General features: G+C 66.0%; 21 protein-coding genes. 12 read left to right on the top strand and 9 right to left on the bottom strand.

Going from position 1 to position 19,556, the window contains the following annotated elements; genetic code table 11:
• Window positions 1–80 precede the first annotated feature (80 nt).
• From V7Z98_RS12395 to V7Z98_RS12345, 11 genes are all read left to right on the top strand, one after another.
• Window positions 81–512, top strand: coding sequence for a c-type cytochrome (locus tag V7Z98_RS12395; protein ID WP_293264294.1), 432 nt, complete (start codon window positions 81–83; stop codon window positions 510–512).
• A gap of 32 nt (window positions 513–544) precedes the next feature.
• Window positions 545–1,924, top strand: a complete 1,380-nt coding sequence (locus V7Z98_RS12390) for a cbb3-type cytochrome c oxidase subunit I (RefSeq protein ID WP_334158324.1) — start codon at window positions 545–547, stop codon at window positions 1,922–1,924.
• Window positions 1,925–2,082: 158 nt separating this feature from the next.
• On the top strand, window positions 2,083–2,685 hold the full coding sequence (locus tag V7Z98_RS12385) for a cytochrome c oxidase subunit 3 family protein (RefSeq protein ID WP_334158323.1): 603 nt from the start codon (window positions 2,083–2,085) through the stop codon (window positions 2,683–2,685).
• The gene (locus V7Z98_RS12380) at window positions 2,682–2,969 is read left to right on the top strand and encodes a cytochrome C oxidase subunit IV family protein (protein WP_293264300.1); all 288 of its coding nucleotides are present in this window, start codon (window positions 2,682–2,684) and stop codon (window positions 2,967–2,969) included. The genes V7Z98_RS12385 and V7Z98_RS12380 overlap by 4 nt, the downstream gene beginning before the upstream one ends.
• 40 nt (window positions 2,970–3,009) lie before the next feature.
• A complete protein-coding gene (locus V7Z98_RS12375; protein ID WP_334158322.1) occupies window positions 3,010–3,819 on the top strand; it encodes a CbbQ/NirQ/NorQ/GpvN family protein in 810 nt (269 codons plus the stop codon).
• Window positions 3,820–3,847: 28 nt separating this feature from the next.
• Entirely contained in the window at window positions 3,848–4,282 is a 435-nt protein-coding gene (locus V7Z98_RS12370; protein ID WP_334158321.1) for a hypothetical protein, read from the top strand.
• The gene (locus tag V7Z98_RS12365) at window positions 4,282–5,307 is read left to right on the top strand and encodes a 4Fe-4S binding protein (protein WP_334158320.1); all 1,026 of its coding nucleotides are present in this window, start codon (window positions 4,282–4,284) and stop codon (window positions 5,305–5,307) included. The genes V7Z98_RS12370 and V7Z98_RS12365 overlap by 1 nt, the downstream gene beginning before the upstream one ends.
• A 1-nt stretch (window position 5,308) precedes the next feature.
• A complete protein-coding gene (locus V7Z98_RS12360) occupies window positions 5,309–7,180 on the top strand; it encodes a nitric oxide reductase activation protein NorD (RefSeq protein ID WP_334158319.1) in 1,872 nt (623 codons plus the stop codon).
• A gap of 97 nt (window positions 7,181–7,277) precedes the next feature.
• A complete protein-coding gene (locus V7Z98_RS12355; RefSeq protein WP_293264309.1) occupies window positions 7,278–7,964 on the top strand; it encodes a Crp/Fnr family transcriptional regulator in 687 nt (228 codons plus the stop codon).
• Window positions 7,965–8,250: 286 nt separating this feature from the next.
• A complete protein-coding gene (locus V7Z98_RS12350) occupies window positions 8,251–9,888 on the top strand; it encodes a CYTH and CHAD domain-containing protein (protein ID WP_334158317.1) in 1,638 nt (545 codons plus the stop codon).
• Between the two features lie 566 nt (window positions 9,889–10,454).
• Complete coding sequence (locus V7Z98_RS12345) at window positions 10,455–10,919, top strand: SixA phosphatase family protein (RefSeq protein WP_334158316.1); 465 nt, start codon at window positions 10,455–10,457, stop codon at window positions 10,917–10,919.
• On the opposite strand, the gene V7Z98_RS12340 is transcribed toward V7Z98_RS12345, so the two are convergent.
• The 9 genes from V7Z98_RS12340 to V7Z98_RS12300 all read right to left on the bottom strand — a co-directional run bounded on the left by V7Z98_RS12340 (window position 10,897) and on the right by V7Z98_RS12300 (window position 18,849).
• On the bottom strand, window positions 10,897–12,408 hold the full coding sequence (locus tag V7Z98_RS12340; protein WP_334158314.1) for an O-antigen ligase family protein: 1,512 nt from the start codon (window positions 12,406–12,408) through the stop codon (window positions 10,897–10,899). The two genes, V7Z98_RS12345 and V7Z98_RS12340, sit on opposite strands and share 23 nt — an antisense overlap.
• Complete coding sequence (locus V7Z98_RS12335) at window positions 12,408–12,872, bottom strand: pilin (protein WP_334158313.1); 465 nt, start codon at window positions 12,870–12,872, stop codon at window positions 12,408–12,410. Before V7Z98_RS12335 ends, V7Z98_RS12340 begins: the two co-directional genes overlap by 1 nt.
• A 326-nt stretch (window positions 12,873–13,198) precedes the next feature.
• Complete coding sequence (locus V7Z98_RS12330; protein WP_334158311.1) at window positions 13,199–13,411, bottom strand: hypothetical protein; 213 nt, start codon at window positions 13,409–13,411, stop codon at window positions 13,199–13,201.
• A 31-nt stretch (window positions 13,412–13,442) separates the two neighbouring features.
• Window positions 13,443–14,210 (bottom strand): 3',5'-cyclic-nucleotide phosphodiesterase, encoded by a 768-nt coding sequence (locus V7Z98_RS12325; RefSeq protein ID WP_334158310.1) that lies wholly within the window; start codon window positions 14,208–14,210, stop codon window positions 13,443–13,445.
• Window positions 14,207–14,956 carry an FHA domain-containing protein gene (locus tag V7Z98_RS12320; RefSeq protein ID WP_334158309.1) on the bottom strand — a complete coding sequence of 250 codons (750 nt, stop codon included), beginning with the start codon at window positions 14,954–14,956 and terminating at the stop codon, window positions 14,207–14,209. Before V7Z98_RS12320 ends, V7Z98_RS12325 begins: the two co-directional genes overlap by 4 nt.
• A gap of 196 nt (window positions 14,957–15,152) precedes the next feature.
• Window positions 15,153–15,878, bottom strand: a complete 726-nt coding sequence (locus V7Z98_RS12315; RefSeq protein WP_293264326.1) for a TerC family protein — start codon at window positions 15,876–15,878, stop codon at window positions 15,153–15,155.
• A 152-nt stretch (window positions 15,879–16,030) separates the two neighbouring features.
• Window positions 16,031–16,924, bottom strand: a complete 894-nt coding sequence (sucD, locus tag V7Z98_RS12310; RefSeq protein WP_293264328.1) for a succinate--CoA ligase subunit alpha — start codon at window positions 16,922–16,924, stop codon at window positions 16,031–16,033.
• Between the two features lie 11 nt (window positions 16,925–16,935).
• Window positions 16,936–18,096, bottom strand: coding sequence for an ADP-forming succinate--CoA ligase subunit beta (gene sucC, locus V7Z98_RS12305; protein WP_334158308.1), 1,161 nt, complete (start codon window positions 18,094–18,096; stop codon window positions 16,936–16,938).
• 63 nt (window positions 18,097–18,159) lie between these two features.
• On the bottom strand, window positions 18,160–18,849 hold the full coding sequence (locus V7Z98_RS12300; RefSeq protein ID WP_334158306.1) for a DUF2889 domain-containing protein: 690 nt from the start codon (window positions 18,847–18,849) through the stop codon (window positions 18,160–18,162).
• Between the two features lie 328 nt (window positions 18,850–19,177).
• Here V7Z98_RS12300 and V7Z98_RS12295 point away from each other — a divergent pair, with 328 nt between their 5' ends.
• A complete protein-coding gene (locus V7Z98_RS12295) occupies window positions 19,178–19,543 on the top strand; it encodes a response regulator (protein WP_334158304.1) in 366 nt (121 codons plus the stop codon).
• Window positions 19,544–19,556: the final 13 nt, after the last annotated feature.

Raw genomic sequence — 19,556 nt, 5'->3', positions numbered from 1 at the left:
CTTTTGATGGGAGTCAAAGTCGCCGCCGGCCGGCCGGGGATACCGTTCGTTACCTTTCAATCTACAAGGGGGATTTTGTCATGAGTGGTGCATTCACCAAATCCATGGCGCGAAATATCTTCTACGGGGGAACAGTCTTTTTCTTCCTGCTATTTCTCGCCCTATCCTTTGACACCCACCAAGCATTGCCGAAACGCGACCACCGGGCCGAAATCACGCCCCAAATCGCCCACGGCAAGAAGCTGGTGGAGGTCAACAACTGCATTGGCTGCCACACCCTGATGGGGGAAGGAGCCTATTTCGCTCCCGAACTGGGCAACGCCATCGCCCGCCTCGGCGGACGCGAAGGCATCAAGGGCTTCATCAAGAGCCGGCCGGCCGAGGGCATTCCGGGCCGCCGCTCCATGCCCCAGTTCAACTTCTCCGACGACGACCTGGAGGCCATCGCCGCCTATCTTGAGCACGTGAACAAGATCGACGACGCCAACTGGCCGCCCAACATCCAGGGCTGACCCGGCCCCGCATCCATCCGGAGGGAAACGACATGCCATTCCAATCCCAAGGGGTCGCCAAGTATTACTTCATGGCGGCCATCGCCCTGTTCGCCGGACAGATTCTGTTCGGTCTGGTCATGGGCTTGCAGTACGTATGGGGAGACTTCCTCTTCCCCGCGATCCCCTTCAACGTGGCCCGCATGGTCCACACCAACCTGCTCATCGTCTGGCTGCTGTTCGGCTTCATGGGCGGCGCCTACTACCTGATCCCCGAAGAATCGGAAACCGAGCTGTACAGCACCAAGCTGGCCATGCTCTTGTTCTGGGTCTTCCTGATCGCCGGCGCCCTGACCATCGTCGGCTACCTGGCCGTGCCCTACGCCACCCTGGCCAAGTACACCGGCAACGACCTGCTCGAAACAATGGGCCGGGAGTTCCTGGAGCAACCGCTGATAACCAAGGTGGGCATCGTCATCGTTGCCCTGGGCTTCCTCTTCAACATCACCATGACGGTGCTGAAGGGCCGCAAGACCGCCATCTCGACGGTGCTGCTGCTCGGCCTGTGGGGCCTGGCGGTGTTCTTCCTGTTCTCCTTCTACAACCCGGTGAACGTGGTCGAAGACAAGTTCTTCTGGTGGTGGACCGTGCACCTGTGGGTCGAAGGCGTGTGGGAACTGATCCTCGGCGCCCTGCTGGCCTTCGTGCTGATCAAGGTCACCGGCGTGGACCGGGAAGTGATCGAGAAGTGGCTGTACGTGATCATCACCCTGACCCTGGTCACCGGCGTGATCGGCACCGGCCACCACTACTTCTGGATCGGCACGCCCGAGTACTGGCAGTGGTGGGGTTCCATCTTCTCCGCCCTGGAGCCGATCCCCTTCTTCGCCATGACCGTGTTCGCCTTCAACATGGTGAACCGCCGCCGCCGCGAGCACCCCAACCGCGCCGCCACCCTGTGGGCGCTGGGCACCGGTGTGATGGCCTTCCTCGGCGCCGGCGTGTGGGGCTTCCTGCACACCCTGGCTCCGGTGAACTACTACACCCACGGCACCCAGATCACCGCCGCCCACGGCCACATGGCCTTCTACGGCGCCTACGCCATGGTCGTGCTGTGCATGATCAGCTACGCCATGCCGATCATGCGCGGCCGCGCCGCCAACTCGAACAAGGCCCAGGTGCTGGAGATGTGGAGCTTCTGGCTGATGACCATCGCCATGGTCTTCATCACCCTGTTCCTCACCGCCGCCGGCATCCTCCAAGTGTGGCTGCAGCGCGTCTCCGACACGCCGCTGCCCTTCATGGTGGTGCAGGACAAGATCTCCCTGTTCTACTGGATGCGCGAATGGACCGGGGTGGTCTTCCTGATCGGCCTGGTGCTCTACATCCTCAGCTTCTTCGTCAAGGGCGAGGAGCAGGCCAAGGCCGCCTGACCCACCCGGAAAAACCGGATCGATCCATCCACCCGTCCCGAAACCGGCCAGGGGTTCCATCCCCCGGCCGGCCCCGGACTTGCCAGCGCCCCGCTCCCGGGGCGCTTTTTTTCTTTCGATCAAGGAATCGGGCCGGCGACCTGCCTATCGTTGGCGCCATGAGCACCGAATCCCTCGCCCTGCCGGCCACTGCCGGCACCGCCCCTCCCGAACGCCGTCTGGCCGGCGACCTGGCCATCTGGGTCTTCATCTGCGCCGAGCTGCTGGCCTTCGCCGTGTTCTTCGTCGCCTACGGGGTGGCCCGGGCCAAGCACGTGGACATGTTCAACACCGGCCAGCTGACCCTGGACCGCAACGCCGGGGCCCTCAACACCGTGCTGCTGATCACCGGCAGCTGGTTCGTCGTCCAGGCCGTGGCCCGCCTGCGCGGGGGCGACCCACGCGGCAGCGCTGGGCGCCTGCTGCTCGCCCTGGCCTGCGGCGGCGGCTTCCTGGTGGTGAAGGTGTTCGAATACAAGGCCAAGTTCGCCCTGGGCATTTCCCTGTCCACCGACACCTTCTACATGTTCTACATCTCCCTGACCTTCTTCCACCTGATGCACGTGCTGCTCGGCATGGTCATCCTGGCCCTGCTGTGGAACAGCCTGCGCCGGGGCCCTGGCCCCACCACCCTGTCCAGCCTGGAGAGCGGCGCGGCCTACTGGCACATGGTGGATCTGGTCTGGATCATTCTCTTCCCCCTGGTCTACGTGATGCGATGAACGCCCCGGCCCTTTCCCCTGCCCCCTCCCCGGCGACGCCCCGCGCCGCCCATCTGGTCTATGCCTTCCTGCTCGCCGCCACCGGCCTCACCTGGTTCCTCGGCGAAACCGGCGCCGCCGGCCCGGCAGTGATGGCGGTGCTGATGGGCGCCGCCCTGCTCAAGGGCCTGGCCGTGGCCGGCGAGTTCATGGAGCTGCGCCACGCCCCGCGCCTATGGCAAGCGGTGGTGGCCGGCTGGCTGTTCTTCGTCACCGGCTGCCTGGCCGCCGCCTACCTGGCCTGACCCTTCCCGCCCGACGCCCACCTTTTCCGCGAGGCTTCCCATGAACGCCCCCCTGCCCTCCCAGGCCGCCATTGAGCTGCCCTTGTACGCGCCGGCCGGCAACGAGATCGAGCTGTTCGAGCACGCCTTCAAGAACCGCCTGCCGCTCCTCATCAAGGGCCCCACCGGCTGCGGCAAGACCCGCTTCGTCGCCCATATGGCGGCGCGCCTGGGGCTGCCGCTGCACACCGTGGCCTGCCACGACGACCTGACCGCTGCCGACCTGGTGGGCCGCCACCTAATCGAGGGCGGCGGCACCGTATGGTGCGATGGCCCCCTGACCCGGGCGGTGCGCCACGGTGGCCTGTGCTACCTGGACGAGGTGGTGGAGGCGCGCAAGGACACCACGGTGGTGCTGCACCCCCTGGCCGACGACCGGCGCATCCTGCCCATCGACCGCACCGGCGAGGTCCTGGAGGCGCCGGACGACTTCATGCTGGTGGTGTCGTACAACCCGGGCTACCAGAACCTGATGAAGAGCCTCAAGCCTTCCACCCGGCAGCGCTTCGTCGCCCTGAGCTTCGACTTCCCCGCAGCCGAGCGGGAAGAGGCCATCCTGATCGGCGAGGCCGACATCGACCGGGACCTGGCGCGCCGCCTGGTGGGCATCGGCCGGGCTTTCCGCGCCCTCAAGGACCGGGACCTGGAGGAAGTGGCCAGCACCCGCTTGCTGGTCTATGCCGCCACCCTGATCCACGCCGGCCTGGAGCCCCTGGCGGCCTGCCGCGCGGCGCTGGTGGAGCCCCTCTCCGACGACCCGGAAACCGTGGAGGCGCTGATGGAAATCGTCGCCGCCACCTTCGGCCGCTGACCCCTCCTCCCGTTCTGCCACCCCGACCATGTCCGCTCCGGACCATTCCGAGCCCAACGCCGATTCGGCCAACGATCCGGCCAACGACCCGGCGGCCGTCCCCGGCCTGCGCCTGGCCGTAGCCGCCGAGGGCCTGTTCCTCGCCAACCTGCTGGTGGCCCCAGGGCTGGCCTTCCTGATCCTCGCCGCCCTGTGGTGGCGCCATCGCCTGAGCGCCCCACCCCTGGCCCGCCAGCACCTGTGGCAGGCGGTGGCGGTAAGCTTCTGGGGCGGTGCCCTGCTGGCGACCGTCTCGACCCTGTTCATCGTCGCCGGCGGGCTGACCTGGGCCTGGACCTGGGTGGCGGTGATCCTCTATTTCACCTGCATCCACTCCACCCTGGTGCTGTTCGGCATGTTCGGCCTGTCCCGGGCCATGGCCGGTCAGCCCTACCGCTACCCGCTGATTGGGCCGTCCCGGTGATGAAGGACCGCCGCCAGACCCTGCGCGCCCTCACCCAGATGGGCTTCTTCGCCCTGTTCGTGGTGACGCCCCTGTTCGACCTGTTCCGCTACGACCTCACCGCCAACCACGCCTGGTTCCTCACCCTGCCCTGGCACCTGGGCATGGACGACCTGCTGGCCGGGCGCCTGAGCGCGGTGGAGGCCGGCGGACGCATCGTCCTCTTTCTCTTCGCGCCGATCCTGCTGCTCGCCGCCGCGGTGATCTTCGTCGCCTGGAAGTGGGGCCGCCTCTACTGCGGCTGGCTGTGCCCGCACTTTTCGGTGGTGGAGACCATCAACCGGCTGATGCTGCGCGCCACCGGCAAGCACAGCGTGTGGGACCGCCAGCCGGTGCCGCCCTGGCAGCCCGACGGCGCCCCGGCGCTGCGTGACGCCCGCTGGTGGCTGCTCACCGTGCCGCTGGCGGTGGGCTTCGCCTTCACCTGGGCGGTGGTCTTCCTCACCTACCTGATGCCGCCGTTCCAGGTCTATGGCGGCCTGCTCGGCGCTGCCGGCCTGGGGGCGGGCGTACTCAGCCGCTACGAGTGGATATTTCTCGCCGCCGCCACCACGGTGATCAGCCTGGAATTTCTCTTCGCCCGCCACCTCTTTTGCCGCTACGCCTGCGCCGTGGGCATCTTCCAGAGCCTGGCCTGGATGGGCAACAAGAAGGCCCTGGTGGTGGGCTTCGACCGCAGCCGCCTGGCCGAATGCGCCGATTGCCAGGGCGGCAGCAAGGGCAGCCACGGCAGCGCCTGCGACGCGGTCTGCCCGATGCGCCTCAAGCCGCGCAACCTCAAGCGCTGGATGTTCGCCTGCACCCAGTGCACCCAATGCCTCACGGCCTGCGCCACCACCAACCGGGACAATCCCCGGGGGCCGCTCTTGACCTGGGTCCAGGGGGAGGCGGCGCGGCAGAACGAAGCCGGTTTCAGCGCCCGGGACGGTGTCCGCGAGGACACCCGCCCTCCCACACCGGCCGCGGAACGAGGCGAAAGGAACTGACATGGAAGAATGGGTCGGCGGCCTCTGGCACCGCTTCATCACCCGCCGCGCCGGCGGCCACTACCCGGAGGCGGCGGTGGCCCTGGGCGAAGTGGACAAGACCCTGGGCATCCTCTTTCGCGCCTTCGGCGGCGACGGCGGGCTGACCGTGAGCGCCGCCGCCCTGGAAAACCATGGCGCCCGCCGCACCTGGCTGAAGCGCCTGGCCGGCAGCGGCGAGCGCACCGCCCCGGCCCGGCGCGACGGCGAGGCCCTGCGCCTGCCGCCGGAGATCGCCTGCTTTCCGCTACGCGAGCACAACCGGGACCTGTACCTCTGGCTCGCCGGCCTGGCCGCCAGCCCTCATACCGAGGATTTTTCCCAACCCTGGATCGTGCGCAACCAGCGCGCCGCCGTGGACACCCTGGCCCGCTACCCGGGCCTGCGCCCCCGCTACGAGGCCCTGGTGGCGGCCTGCCTGGCCGAGCGCATCGCGCCAGCGGACCTGCCTGCCGACGAAGCCGCCCAAGAGGCGGCCCTGCGCCAGGCCCTGGCCGACCCCGGCACGGTGGTCGGCCTGCCGCCGCTCACCTCGCGGCAGAGCCGTCCGCCCCAGCCGGTGCCCCTCTGGCTGGGCTGGCCCGGCGACACCCCGGACGACGGCAGCCGCCCCCCCGGAGCCCCCAGCGACGCCCTGCCGCCGGAAGGCGGCGGTGGCCACGGCAAGGCGGACGACGGCAAACGCCGGCACAAGGCCGAGCGGGAAGAGGCGCCGGACAACGAGAATTCGTTGATGCTGTGCTTCCGCGCCGAAAGCCTGCTCTCCTGGGCCGAGTACGTGAAAGTGAACCGGCCCACCGACGACGAGCCCGATCCCCAGGCGGCGCAGGCCGCCAACGACATGGACCAGCTCTCCGTCGCCCAGGACGGCCAGACCACCGCCGGCCGGGTGCGCTTTGACCTGGACCTGCCTTCCGCCGCCGAGGACGATGCCCCCCTGGGCCCGGGTATCCCCCTGCCCGAGTGGGACTACCGCAAGAACGCCCTGCTGCCCGGCCACGTGCGCCTGCAACCCCTGCTCGCCGCCAACGCCGCCCCGGCGCCGCTGCCCGAGTCCCTGGTGCGTCCGGCGAAAAAGCTGCGCCAGCAGTTCGCCGCCCTGGCGCCGCAACGGCGCTGGCTCAAGCAGCAGCCCGACGGCCCGGAGCTGGACGTGGACGCCTGCGTGCGCTGGCAGGCGGACCGCCGCGCCGGCCATACGGGCAGCGGGCGGGATGGCCTGTACCTCGCCCAGGTGCCGCAAGCCCGAGAGCTGGCCTGCCTGCTGCTGGCCGACCTGTCCCTGTCCACCGACGCCTGGGTGAGCGACAGCCAGCGCATCGTGGACGTGATCCGCGACGGGCTGATGCTGTTCGCCGAGGCCCTGTCCGGCAGCGGCGACGCCTTCGGCATCTACGGTTTTTCGTCGTTGAAGCGCGGCAACGTGCGCTTCCATGTGCTCAAGGATTTCGCCGAGCCTTACGGGCCAATCCCCCGGGGGCGGCTGCTGGCGATCAAGCCCGGCTACTACACGCGCATGGGGGCGGCCATCCGTCAGTCCGCCAACATCCTCGCCGAGCGGCGCGAGAAGCAGCGCCTGCTGCTGATCATCACCGACGGCAAGCCCAACGACCTGGACGTCTACGATTCCCGCTACGGCCTGGAAGACACCCGGGCGGCGGTGTTCGAGGCCCGGCGCCTGGGCCTGCAACCGTTCTGCGTCACGGTGGACCGGGAAGGGGCTGACTACCTGCCCCACCTGTTCGGGCCGGCCGGATATACGGTAATCCGCAATCCCGACGACTTGCCCCGCCGCTTGCCTCTGCTGTACGCTCAACTCACCCGCCAACCTTAGCCAAAATACTGGCTTTCACAGGGGGGGACGGGTCCGCGCTGCCCCGCTGCCGGCCTCGACACCAATGCCAGATCCACGCCAGACGATAGGGACGCCCTTGGACGCCACCACCCTCAACATTCCCGCCCTGCTCGCCCGCATCCCCCTCTTCAACGGCCTGGCCGAACCGGAAATCGGCCGCATCGCCAAGGGCACCCGGGAAATGGCGGTGCCCCGCGGCGAAATCCTGTTCCACCCCGGGGACCCCTGCCAGGGCATCTTTCTGGTGGTGTACGGCCAAGTGAAACTGTCGGTGGTGTCGCCCCAGGGCAGCGAGAAGGTGGTGGAGATCATCGGCCAGGGCCAGACCTTCGGCGAGGCGGTGATGTTCCTGGAAAAACCCTACCCGGTGCTGGCCCAGACCCTGGCCGATTCAACCCTGCTGCACATCTCCCGCCAGGTGATCTTCGACGAGCTGGAGCGCGACCCGGCCCTGGGTCGCAAGATGCTGGCCGGCCTGTCGATGCGCCTGCACCGCTTCGTCGCCGACGTGGAGAGCTATTCCCTGCACACCGGCCGCGAGCGGGTGATCGGCTACCTGTTGCAGAAGGCCCCCCCCGCCACCGGCAACGAAACCACCGTGACCCTGTCGGTGAGCAAAGGCATCATCGCCTCCCGCCTCAACCTGACCCAGGAACACTTCTCGCGCATCCTCCACGACCTGTCCAGCCGCGAGCTGATCAAGGTGGAAGGCCGGCGCATCCAGATTCCCGACGTCGAGCAGCTGCGACACTTCGAGGGCTGAGGGCAGGCGGGCCTCCCCCCGCCCGCCATCCTGTGCCATATTTCGCTTTCCGGGGCAGCCCCGGGTCTCCTGCCGCCCGCCATATCCAGGGCTGGCAGGGTGCGGACCGCAGGGTTGCCCCGTGCCACCGATTTTACAAACCCCGCGCCAGTAGGGCGTTTCCGGCCGACCTTCCTGGAAAGCCAATATTGGCGCGTCCTTCCTGAACCGCCGTCGCCGACCGTAATCCGGGAACCTGACTCCGCCCCGGGCACCAGCGCCCGACTCCGCGCCCCGCCACCCTGCCATGGCCACCGAAACCGAACTCAAGCTCGCCCTGGTCCCCGCCGGCATCCCGGCGCTGCTCGCCCATCCCCTGCTCTCCGCCGCGCCGCCCCGGCGGACCCGGTTGGCCAACACCTACTTCGACACGGCGGACCTGGCCCTCCTGGCCCGCCGCTTCGCCATCCGCCTGCGCAGGGCCGGGCGGCGCCGGCTGGTGACGATCAAGGGCGAGGCGAAATCCCCCGGCGGCCTGTCGCGCCGGGCCGAATGGGAAGCGGAAGTCCCGGGGGACGTCCTGCGCTTCGATCATGTAGACGCCCCCGAGCTGCGCGCCGAGTTGACCGCACTGCTGCCCAGCCTGCGCCCGGTGTTCAGCACCGACTTCCTGCGCCTCACCTGGCAGGTCCGGCGGGGCGTGAGCACCATTGAGGTGGCCTTCGACCGGGGCCGCATCCTGGCCGTGCCGGAGGACGGCGACCCGGCCCACCCTCTGCGCGAAGCCATCTGCGAAGTGGAGCTGGAGCTGCTCGAAGGCCAGGACGACGACCTGCTTGCCCTGGCCGAGGCCTTGGCCGCCACCCTGCCCCTGCTGCCCGCCCCGGCCAGCAAGGCCGAGCGGGGCTACCGGCTGTACCGCCAGGAACGCCCCGTTCCCGTCAAGGTGCGCGGCAACGGCTACCTGACGGCCGCGACGCCTCTGGAGGCCTTCCGCGGCTATGCCTTCGCCTGCCTGGAATCCTTCAACCGCAACGCGGCGGGCTTTCTCAGCGCCCACGGCGGCAAGGGTGCCGGGGCGACCGATCCGGAATTCATCCACCAGGCCCGAGTCGCCCTGCGCCGCCTGCGCTCTGCCCTGCGCCTGTTCGCCGACGCCCTGCCACCGGATTACCTGGCCCACTGGCAGCCGGCCCTGGCCGCCCTGGCCAACGCCCTGGGGCCGGCCCGGGAATGGCAGGTGCTGGCCGACGACCTGCGCCGCCATCCCTCTTCCGCCCAGCCCCCACGCCAGTTGGCGCGCCTGCTCGCCCACCTGGCCCGCCACGAGCGGCAGGCCCTGGCCCATGCCCGCCAAGTGTTGGCAGCAGCGGACACGACCCATCTGGTGCTCGGCTTTCTGCGCGCCACCCTGGCGCTGCCGCCCGATCAAACCGGGGTGCTCCCGGGAAAAACCACCGGCAAGGACGCCGCCCCTGGCGCGAGCCGTGAAACGGTCACCAGCCGCGCCCTGCGCCGCGCCGGAAAATCGGTGCAGCGCCGCCTGGCCCGGCTGCAAAAAGACGCCGCCGGCGCCGCCGACCGCCCGGAGGCCCTGGCCAGTGACTGGCACCGTCTGCGCATCGCCATCAAGCGCCTGCGCTACAGCCTGGACGCCCTCGCCTCCCAGGTGCGCCCCCGGGATCTCAAGGTATGGAACCGCCACCTGCTACCCTTGCAGGATGCCCTGGGCCAGCTCAACGACAGCGCGGTAGGCATCGCCCACCTGCGCGCAAGCGCGCCTCGCCCGGACGATTCCCTCGTCGCCCCGGCCATCGCCCGGCTGGAGGGCCGGGCCGATGCCTTGTTCCTGATTCTGCCTACGCTGGTAGCACCGCTGGCGAATCTGGAACCGCCTCGATTGAAGAAGTCCGGTGCGAAAAACAACCCCAACACGGCCGGCTGATACGGGCGGCCACCAGGCTGGTGATCGACGGTCAGGCAATCAGCGGAAAAAATGGTGCTGCATCGCAAGCAACGCACCGGTGCGGCTTGAGTGACGCGATGCCGTCGCCGCTTTGCTCTTTGGATGGAACTATATTGATGGCTTGCTGAACCGCCTCCAACGGAAAGACCACGGAGGCGCGGAGAGCTGGAAGAGATGCAAAAAGACTTTTCCCTAATGCTTGGGGCTTTCTCGGCCACTGCATTCAAGCCACTCTCGGCGCGCTCTTCTTTCCACAGTCTCGACGTTGAAAGTGGCTTGCTTTTACGGGCGGCAAGTCAAATACATGTCCCCCTTTTGTGCGCCCCCCAGCAGCCGCAAGAGGATTCGCATGGATCGGCCTGCACGCTGGAATCGCGGCGAGCTGCCGCAGACGGCACCATAGCCCCCGCTGACACGAAACGCTTGAAGGCGAATCCGACCGGCCCCATGCGGCCGTAATACCCCCATAACCTGCCATGACTACCCTTGCGCCCGCTTCATCCCCTGCCACCGAACCGAACGCGCCCCAGCGCGAGGGAGTCATCATGGATTTGCTGCTCTGGCGCCACGCCGAAGCCGAAGACGGCCCGGTCGACCTGAAACGCCGCCTCCCCCCCCGCGGCGAAAAACAGGCCGCCGCCATGGCCAAATGGATCAAGGCCCACGCCCCCAAAGGCCTGCGCGTCCTCGCCAGCCCGGCGGTCCGCACCCAGCAGACCGCCACCGCACTGGAAATGCCCTTCGAAACCCTGAACGCCCTGAAACCCAACGCCAACGTCGCCGACGTCCTGGCCGCCTGCGGCTGGCCAGACGGCAGCACTTACGGAAACGCGGTATTGGTGGTGGGGCACCAACCGACCCTAGGCCGTATCGCCGCCCTGCTACTTGGCGGGCACGAGGCGGAGTGGAGCATCAAGAAGGGCGCGGTGTGGTGGTTGACCAAGCGGGTACGGCAGGGGGATGGGCAAGTGGTGCTGCGTGGGGTGATCAGTCCGGATTTCCTACCTTAGCCGTTGGCGCCTGATGAGACGGCGCCTTCTTGAACCAGGGTGCAGGGTAACGGTCGTCCCAAGAAAAACCTATGATCCCCTGCTGCCAGAAACGAGGCTTGAAGGGCTGTCCAGGGTACTTGGCCATATAAGCCTCGTCGTGCGCAGCCAGCCGAGGTGCGCCTTGTTGCGCCAGCCACACGAGAAAAAAGGCCAGTAGCAGTGCTCCACCACTCCACACGCATCTCCACCACAAACGCGGGCAAGTATTGGAAACCGCCGTCCCACGAGAACCGGAATCAGCTACGCCCCAGGCCCAACCGATAACCCCGGCCAGTAGCACCTGACTATAAGGCATCACCGGCAGTCCATCGAACAGGGAAACGCCCACAGCCGTCAGCAAGGCTGCGCTCAAGCACACCCGCACCGGATCGTCAGTTACCGCCATGGCGGGGGTGGGGAAAAGTCGACGCATCCCAGCCACTACCAAGGCAATCCCGACCACAGTCAAAGGGAGCCCCCACTCCACCGCCAATTGCAACGGTAGGTCGTGGGGATGGGCCGCCGAAAACCCTGGGGCCTCGGCAAAGTGCATCGGCCCAATTCCCGCCCAGGGATGCTGGCCGATCAGGTGGAAGCTGTCGCGCCAGAGGTCAAATCGGCCGGAAGAATCCGTGGCAGACGAGACGGTTGCCAAGCGGCCATTATCCGTAAGAAGGGGAATCCCCAAACTTTCCGGCAACTTGACAAATACGGCCCAGAAGAGCCCCCCCCCTCCAGCGGCGACGATCCCCTGCCACCGGACCCACTGGCGCCCTACACTTCCCCACCGACACCAGCTCCACACTGCCACGCCAAGCAAAGTCATCCAGACTGCCCGCGTCCCGACCACAAAGGCCAGTGACCACCAGGCCATTGCTGTTACCAGGGTGACTCCCCGCATCGCACGAGGGAACTCCCGGTTCATCAAGGGCAGCACCAGGAGTGGCAAAGTCAGCGCTTGGGTCTGAGAAAAAAAGCGGCGGTTTGCATAACCGGAAAACAAATCCCGCATTTCCAAGGCTTCGCCATAACCCAGTTGCAGGCTGTACACGAGGCCAAAACCCCATAGATAGCTTAGGCACATCAACAGCACGATCCAGGATGCACCTTGATCGAATCGAGCCGGGTCGTACCGGCGCAGACGAGCCACTGCCCAAGCAGTAGCGGCAACCCCACAAAATACGGCCACTTCAGCCAGCGCCCAACCTGGATAAGGCGCCAAGCCGACACAGAGCAGGATCAGGCCAAAGCCACGCCAATACCACCGAGAAACTTGTGAGGGGACAAGCCAAGCTACAACTGCTAATGCACCAGCAAACAGCCAGAGTTGAGCCCACCGTTGCTCGTCATGCCACGAGAAGCCCGTTCCCCATCCACTTCGATTACTCACAAGCAGATAAATGACCAACACTGCCGTCAAGAAAAAAAAAGCCCCACCGATGTGGGGCTTTTGGACTGCTGAATTCATCAAGTCGTCACGCTAACGGTCGGGGTAGCGCTACGGCAGTTGCTTGGTAGGAATTTGTAGAGCGTATTAGCCGCGTTGGTCCCGCACGTCCACGTCAGCGCCGAGCTAAAAGTACCGCTGGGTGCCAAATAAACTTTTTGGCCATCCAAGCCGGTACCAGTAGCCTGGACAGTAATTTCGATGCCATTAGCAGCAGTCCAAGCCATCCCGCTAACATACTTGCTATTCGTTACATCAAAACCAGCCGAATTAGCATCGGTAGGCAGACTTCCGTTAGTGGCAATGAACTCAGCAACAGAAGCCTTGGCCGCATCCAGGCGAACCACCACTTCCGAAACCTTGGCCCGCGCCATATAGTCTTGGTAAGCGGGCAGCGCCACGGCAGCCAGAATACCGATGATCGCCACAACGATCATCAGTTCGATCAGGGTGAAGCCGGCTTGGGCTTTCTTCATCATAGTCATGACAGTTCTCCGTTTAGAAATTGGCCTCCGGGGAGGTTGTTTTTCCTTATGCAGTCTCCGTGCCAAGTACGAATCAACATGAAATATTCCCTTGGAACAAGGTGCTCCGATCCGATGCCAAACGCCCCCTCGTAACTTTCACCACTAAACGTGACGTAAACCGTCACATCCCTAACGTGCTACGTCACTCCGCCCCTCTCGCTTCCAAGTAAGGGGCATTGCACAACATCCAGGAAGACGTTGTCACTGAAGCACAGGAGTACCCGTACTGCGTCCCCCATGGACATAGCCGGCTTATGGAGAGAGGCGATACCCATCATACGGGCCTACCAGCTCATCGGCGCCCTTGTCGCCCATGCGCTCATGGTGGCCCCGGCACACTCAGGGAATGTTGTGCAGGTGCTTGGGCCAAGCAAGGCTCCAAGCATACGGATAGTGGTGACGATGTGTTGGTTGATGACCACCTGCTCGGTCTCTGTCAGGTGAAAGTCGGCCATGAGGCCTTCGCTGGCTTCGTCTGCCGCCTCGGCCAGCACCACGGCGAGCTTCTCCGGACATCGGCACCCTAGGCTACAGGTCGAATGCCTGGTTGTGCCGCAGCATACGCGGCGCCACGGCGACGGCCAGGGACTCCAGCTCGGCCATGGTTTCTTCGATTTGGCCGGTCTTGAGGTGGGTGACGAAGACTTCGGCGCTCCCCGTGTAGTGCACCAGCTCCTCGGCCAGCAGGGCCGGGCAGAGGTGCTTCGACAGCTCGGCCAGCTGCCGCTCCCGGTTGGGGAAGGCGCACTCAATGACCAGTACGCGCAGGTCGGCAATGGCGTTCAGCAAGGGCCACAGGGCCGGGTTGCGGGTGGTATCGCCGGTGAACACGAAGCAGCCCCGGGTGCCGACCAGGTGGTAGCCGACCGTGGGCACGGTGTGCTCCGCCGGTAGGGCGGTAACGTGCCGGGTGCCGTCGGACCAGGCTTCGCCCGCCTCGATGGGGGCGTAGCAAAGCATGGGAGCAGCCGCGGGAATGGTGGCGAAATCGGGCCACACCTCCCAGTTGAAGATGTGCCGGGCCAGGGTATCGATCACCGCCTGGGGTGCATGAACGGTGATCGGCCGGCCGTCGCGGCGATCCATCACCGTGTCGAGCAGCAGCGGCAGGCAGGCAATGTGGTCCAGGTGGGCGTGGGTGAGGAAGACGTGGTCGATGGCCGCCAGTTCGGCCAGGGACAATTCGGCGACGCCAGTGCCGGCGTCGATCAGGATGTCGTGGTCCACCAGGAAGGCAGTGGTACGCAAGTGCCCCCCGCCGATGCCGCCACTACAGCCGAGCACGCGGACTTTCATGCCACACAGCTCCCGGAACCGAGGCGGAAGGCCATGCGCACAGCGGCGATCTCGATGATGTCGCCATTGGCCAGACGTTGGACCGGCGCAGTCACCGGCCGGTCGTTGACCAGGGGGTGGTGCGGGCCTTCCACGTAGCGGAGGGCGTAGCCATCGGGCTCGCGCAGCACCAGCACCACCTGGACCCCGGGCTTGCCCAGGGTGGTCTTGTCCTTGTCGAGCCCGAGCCGGCGCCCCTGGTTGTTGCCGTTGAGCACTTCGAGGTAGGCGCCGCCGGCCGTGGCCGCGCCGGGAGCGGTACCGCTCGGCTGCGATGCAGCCGCCGCAGGCGCAGAGGATTGGGCACGGGTCGTGTAGCTGCGGGCAAAGGCCGACTCGGTCGACTTGCCCTCGCCCCCTGGCACCTGGCTGTCCACCGCCAGGGCCTCGCCGTAGCTGGCCGGGTCGCCCGGCCCCGGCGGCGCATTGAAGAACTTGAGCTTGTACTTGCCCAGTTCGATCACGTCGCCGCTTTGCAGCACCACCTTCTTCACCGGCTGGCCGTTCACCAGAGTGCCGTTGGTGCTGTCCAGGTCTTCCAGAAAGGAATCGTTGAGCACGGTGACGATGGCGGCGTGCTCGCCGGAAATGGCCAGATTCTCGATCTGGATGTCGTTGCTGGGCTTGCGGCCGATGGAAATGCGCTGCGTGCTCAATTCCACTTCCTTGAGCACCAGACCATCCATGGAAAGAACCAGCTTCGCCATATTCCCCCGCTCCATCGGCCCCATGCCGTGCCGGAATTGTGGCAGCGCCCTTCCGGCCCCGTCAAACGGGGAGGGAGCGCCACTGTGCATTCCGTCGCACCGGAAAATTCCCAGTCTCTTCACCCGCGGCCCAGCGCCCGGTACCGCGGCCGCTCATTGTTTTACGCCCCGCTCTTGGCGGGGAGGCAGCCGCCGTTCAGCCCTCGTCGGCCTCTGCGGCGCGCACGTCCTGGCGCCACGCCAGCCAGCGTCCCAGGGCCACCACCAGCACGGCGCCCAGAGCACCACCCAGCCAGTGATGGAACGGCGCGCCAGGCGCCTCGGCGCCGAGCAATTTGTCCAGGTAGGGATGGGTCACCGGATCGGTGACCAGCATGGTGCCGGCCACCCAGCCGAGCAGGCCGCCGCCAGCCATGATGATGGCCGGGTAACGGTCCATCAGCTTCATCACCCCCTGGCTGGCTCCGATGATGAAGGGCACGCTGACCGCCAGGCCGAACACGATCAGGGGCAGGCTGCCCTCGGCGGCGGCGGCCACGGCCACCACGTTGTCCAGACTCATGACGAAGTCGGCGGCGATGATGGTGCGCACCGCGCCCCACAGGTGTTCGGAGGCCGGCAGGTCGTGCTCCTCCTCGGTTTCCGGGACGATCAGTTTGATGCCGATCCACAGCAGCAGCAGTCCGCCGATGATCTTGAGGAAGGGCAGGTCGAGCAGGCTGGTGGCGAAGAAGGTGAACAGCACCCGCAACCCCAGGGCGCCGGCCACGCCCCACAGCACGCCGAGGCGGCGCTCGCGCTGGGGCAGGTTGCGGCAGGCCAGGGCGATGACCACGGCGTTGTCGCCCGAGAGCAGGATGTCGATGATGATGATCTGGGCCACGGCGGCCCAGAAGGCGGGGTTGTCGAGGGCGACGCTCATACGCGGAATCGAAGCCTGTTCGAGGGGGAATCGTAGGGACGGGGACAAGCCGGAGCCCGTCCAGGGCACAACGCGCGGCACAACGAAAAAGGGCAGGCACGACGGCCCGCCCTTGCGCGCACCGGGGCCCGTGGCCCCGGCTAGTCGCGATGTTACAGCAGGGACTTGAGCAGCCGACCCATTTCGGACGGGTTGCGGGTCACCTTGAAGCCGCACTCTTCCATGATGGCGAGCTTGGCATCGGCGGTGTCGGCACCGCCGGAGATCAGGGCGCCGGCATGGCCCATGCGCTTGCCCGGAGGGGCGGTGACGCCGGCGATGAAGCCGACCACCGGCTTCTTCATGTTGGCTTTGCACCACATGGCGGCTTCAGCCTCGTCCGGACCGCCGATCTCGCCGATCATGATCACAGCGTCGGTGTCGGGATCGTCGTTGAACATGCGCATCACGTCGATGTGCTTGAGGCCGTTGATCGGGTCGCCGCCGATACCGACCGCGGAAGACTGGCCGAGACCGATTTCGGTCAGCTGGGCCACGGCTTCGTAGGTCAGGGTGCCGGAGCGGGAAACCACGCCGATGCGGCCCTTGCGGTGGATGTGGCCGGGCATGATGCCGATCTTGATTTCATCGGGGGTGATCAGGCCGGGGCAGTTGGGGCCGAGCAGCAGGGTTTCCTTGCCGCCGGCGGCAACCTTGGCCTTCATCTTGTTGCGCACTTCCAGCATGTCGCGGACGGGGATGCCTTCGGTGATGCAGATGGCCAGGTCCAGGTCGGCCTCGACGGCTTCCCAGATGGCGGCAGCGGCGCCGGCGGGCGGCACGTAGATCACGGAAACGGTGGCACCGGTGTCAGCGGCCGCATCCTTGACGGAACCGTAGATGGGGATGTCGAAGATCTTCTCGCCCGCCTTCTTGGGGTTCACGCCGGCGACGAAGCAGTTCTTGCCGTTGGCGTATTCCTGGCACTTCTCAGTGTGAAACTGGCCGGTCTTACCGGTGATGCCCTGGGTGATGACCTTGGTGTCTTTGTTGATCAGGATGGACATTCAATAACTCCTTACTTGACCGCAGCGACGATCTTCTCGGCCGCTTCGGCCATGGTGTCGGCGGCGATGATCGGCAGACCGGAATCCTTCAGAATCTGCTTGCCCAGGTCTTCGTTGGTGCCCTTCATGCGGACCACCAGCGGCACGGACAGCTTCACTTCCTTGGCAGCGGTGACCACGCCGGTGGCGATGGTGTCGCAGCGCATGATGCCGCCGAAGATGTTCACCAGGATGCCCTTGACCTTAGGGTTCTTGAGCATGATCTTGAAGGCTTCGGTGACCTTCTCGGTGGTGGCGCCGCCGCCCACGTCCAGGAAGTTGGCCGGCTCGGCGCCGAACAGCTTGATGGTGTCCATGGTGGCCATGGCCAGGCCAGCACCATTCACCAGGCAGCCGATGTTGCCGTCCAGGGAGATGTAGGCCAGGTCGAACTTGGAGGCTTCGATCTCGTCAGCGTCCTCTTCATCCAGGTCGCGGTAGGCGACGATCTCGGGATGGCGGTAGAGGGCGTTGGAGTCGAAGTTGAACTTGGCGTCCAGGGCCTTGATGTTGCCGTTGCCTTCCAGGATCAGCGGGTTGATTTCCGCCAGGGAGGCATCGGTCTCCATGTAACACTGGTACAGCTTCTTGATCTCGGCCTGGGCCTTGGCGACGGACTCGGCAGGCACGCCGATGCCCTGAGCCAGATTCAGGGTTTGCTGGTCGGTGATGCCGACCAGGGGATCAACGAATTCCTTGAGAATCTTCTCGGGGGTGGCGTGGGCCACTTCCTCGATGTCCATGCCGCCTTCGGAGGAGGCCATCACGGCGACCTTCTGGGTCGCGCGGTCGGTCAGCACGGCCAGGTAGTATTCCTTCTTGATGTCGGCGCCTTCTTCGATCAGCAGGCGATTGACCTTCTGGCCTTCGGGGCCGGTCTGATGAGTCTTGAGCTGCATGCCCAGGATCTGGCTCGCGTACTGACGCACTTCATCCAGGGACTTGGCGACCTTCACGCCGCCACCCTTGCCGCGACCGCCGGCGTGGATCTGGGCCTTGACGACCCACACCTTGCCACCCAGTTCCTCGGCGGCCTTGACGGCTTCATCGACGGAAAAGGCAGGGGTGCCGCGCGGCGTGGTCACGCCGAACTTTCTCAGGATCTCTTTCCCCTGATATTCGTGGATCTTCATGCGATTTCCTTGCTTGAGTTGAGTTGCGGAGCAAATGCAGGCGAAAGCTGTAGGTACCGCTTCCTACCCGACCGATTGGCAGCAGCGCGCCGGATCGTTGCCCGCCTCGCCCTTGCAGGCGGAACGGGCCCCGGTCGCCGCGGCCGAAACTGGCGCTGGTTGTTGCAGGGCAACAGCCGAGAGCGAGGCGGAAGCCCCCGCCTCGGAAGGGAGGCCGCCCCGGTACCAGCGCGGATAGTAGCGCCGGACCACCGGGGAGGTGGTCTCCAAAGCATGACACCGGTCGAGCTGGAAAGGCTTCTGACCGGTGTCTTCGTTGTCGGTAATCTCGCTGGCGTAGGTTTGCAGGGCCGCGGTGGGAATCTGCAGGGCCAGCTCGGTGAGATGGGAACAGCCGAGGGTGCCGCCCAAACGCTCCTTGACCGCCTGACGGAACCCCTGGAACAGGTTCAGGCCAACCAGGGCGCGATAAGCGGGCGTGATGCGGTCGCAGTCGCCCATATAAGGCGTGGCGTCGGAGGAAGCCGCGGCATCCACCACGAAGAAGCGGGCATCGATGGTCAGGCGCAGCCACAGGTCGTGGACTGCCTCGCCCTGGCGGCGCACACCGGAGGACAACGCGTAGTCGTGGTCCTTGGTGTCGGTCAGGCGCGCCTCGATATCCCACAGGCCATCGTCACGCTTAAAGCCTTCCAGCACCACCTGGCGGAGGTGCATCCGCCGGCGCGGCGCGGACGGAGGAGGCAGGGGCATCGCGTCGATTCCTGGGGCGAGGGTGTTCGATTAGCCCGAAGCACCGGGCGCAAACGCCCTCCGGCCCCCGGGTACGGAGTCCGCCATTCTAACACAAGCCGAAAAACAACCCGCCTGTTTTTGTATGCATAATTATGGAATCAAATTACGCTAACAACATTTCCGTAGCAAAAGCGCCGCCATACTCCGGTTGGCGTGCAATCCGCACGAAAAAAGGCGGCCGGCACCCCCCGGCGCCCCGGAAATGGGCGCTATTATTCGCCCTGCAAGCGGCCTGCCCTTCCTGCCCCGCACCGCCCAAGAACGCTCCATTCACGGGAAACAGCGCATGAAAACAATATTCCTGGTGGACGACTCCGCCACCATCCTGCTCAGCATCTCCAGCATCCTCACCAAGGCCGGCTACGCCGTGGAAAAAGCCGCCAATGCCGAGGAAGGCCTGCGCAAGTTCCAGGCCGGCACCAAGGCCGACCTGCTCATCACCGATCTCAACATGCCCGGCATGAACGGCATCGAGTTCATCAAGGAAGTGCGCAAGCTGCCGGCCTGCCGCTTCATGCCCATCCTCTTCCTCACCACCGAGTCGGAGCAAAGCAAGCGCCTCGAGGCCAAGGCCGCCGGCGCTTCGGGCTGGATCGTCAAACCCGCCACCGCGGACCAGTTGCTCAACACCATCAAGCTGGTGCTGCGCTAACCCCTGTCCGCCT

Source organism: Oryzomicrobium sp., assembly GCF_036820405.1.
GTDB lineage: Bacteria > Pseudomonadota > Gammaproteobacteria > Burkholderiales > Rhodocyclaceae > Oryzomicrobium.
Note: the sequence above shows the minus strand (reverse complement) of the source record. Positions and strands in the feature narration are given on the sequence as shown.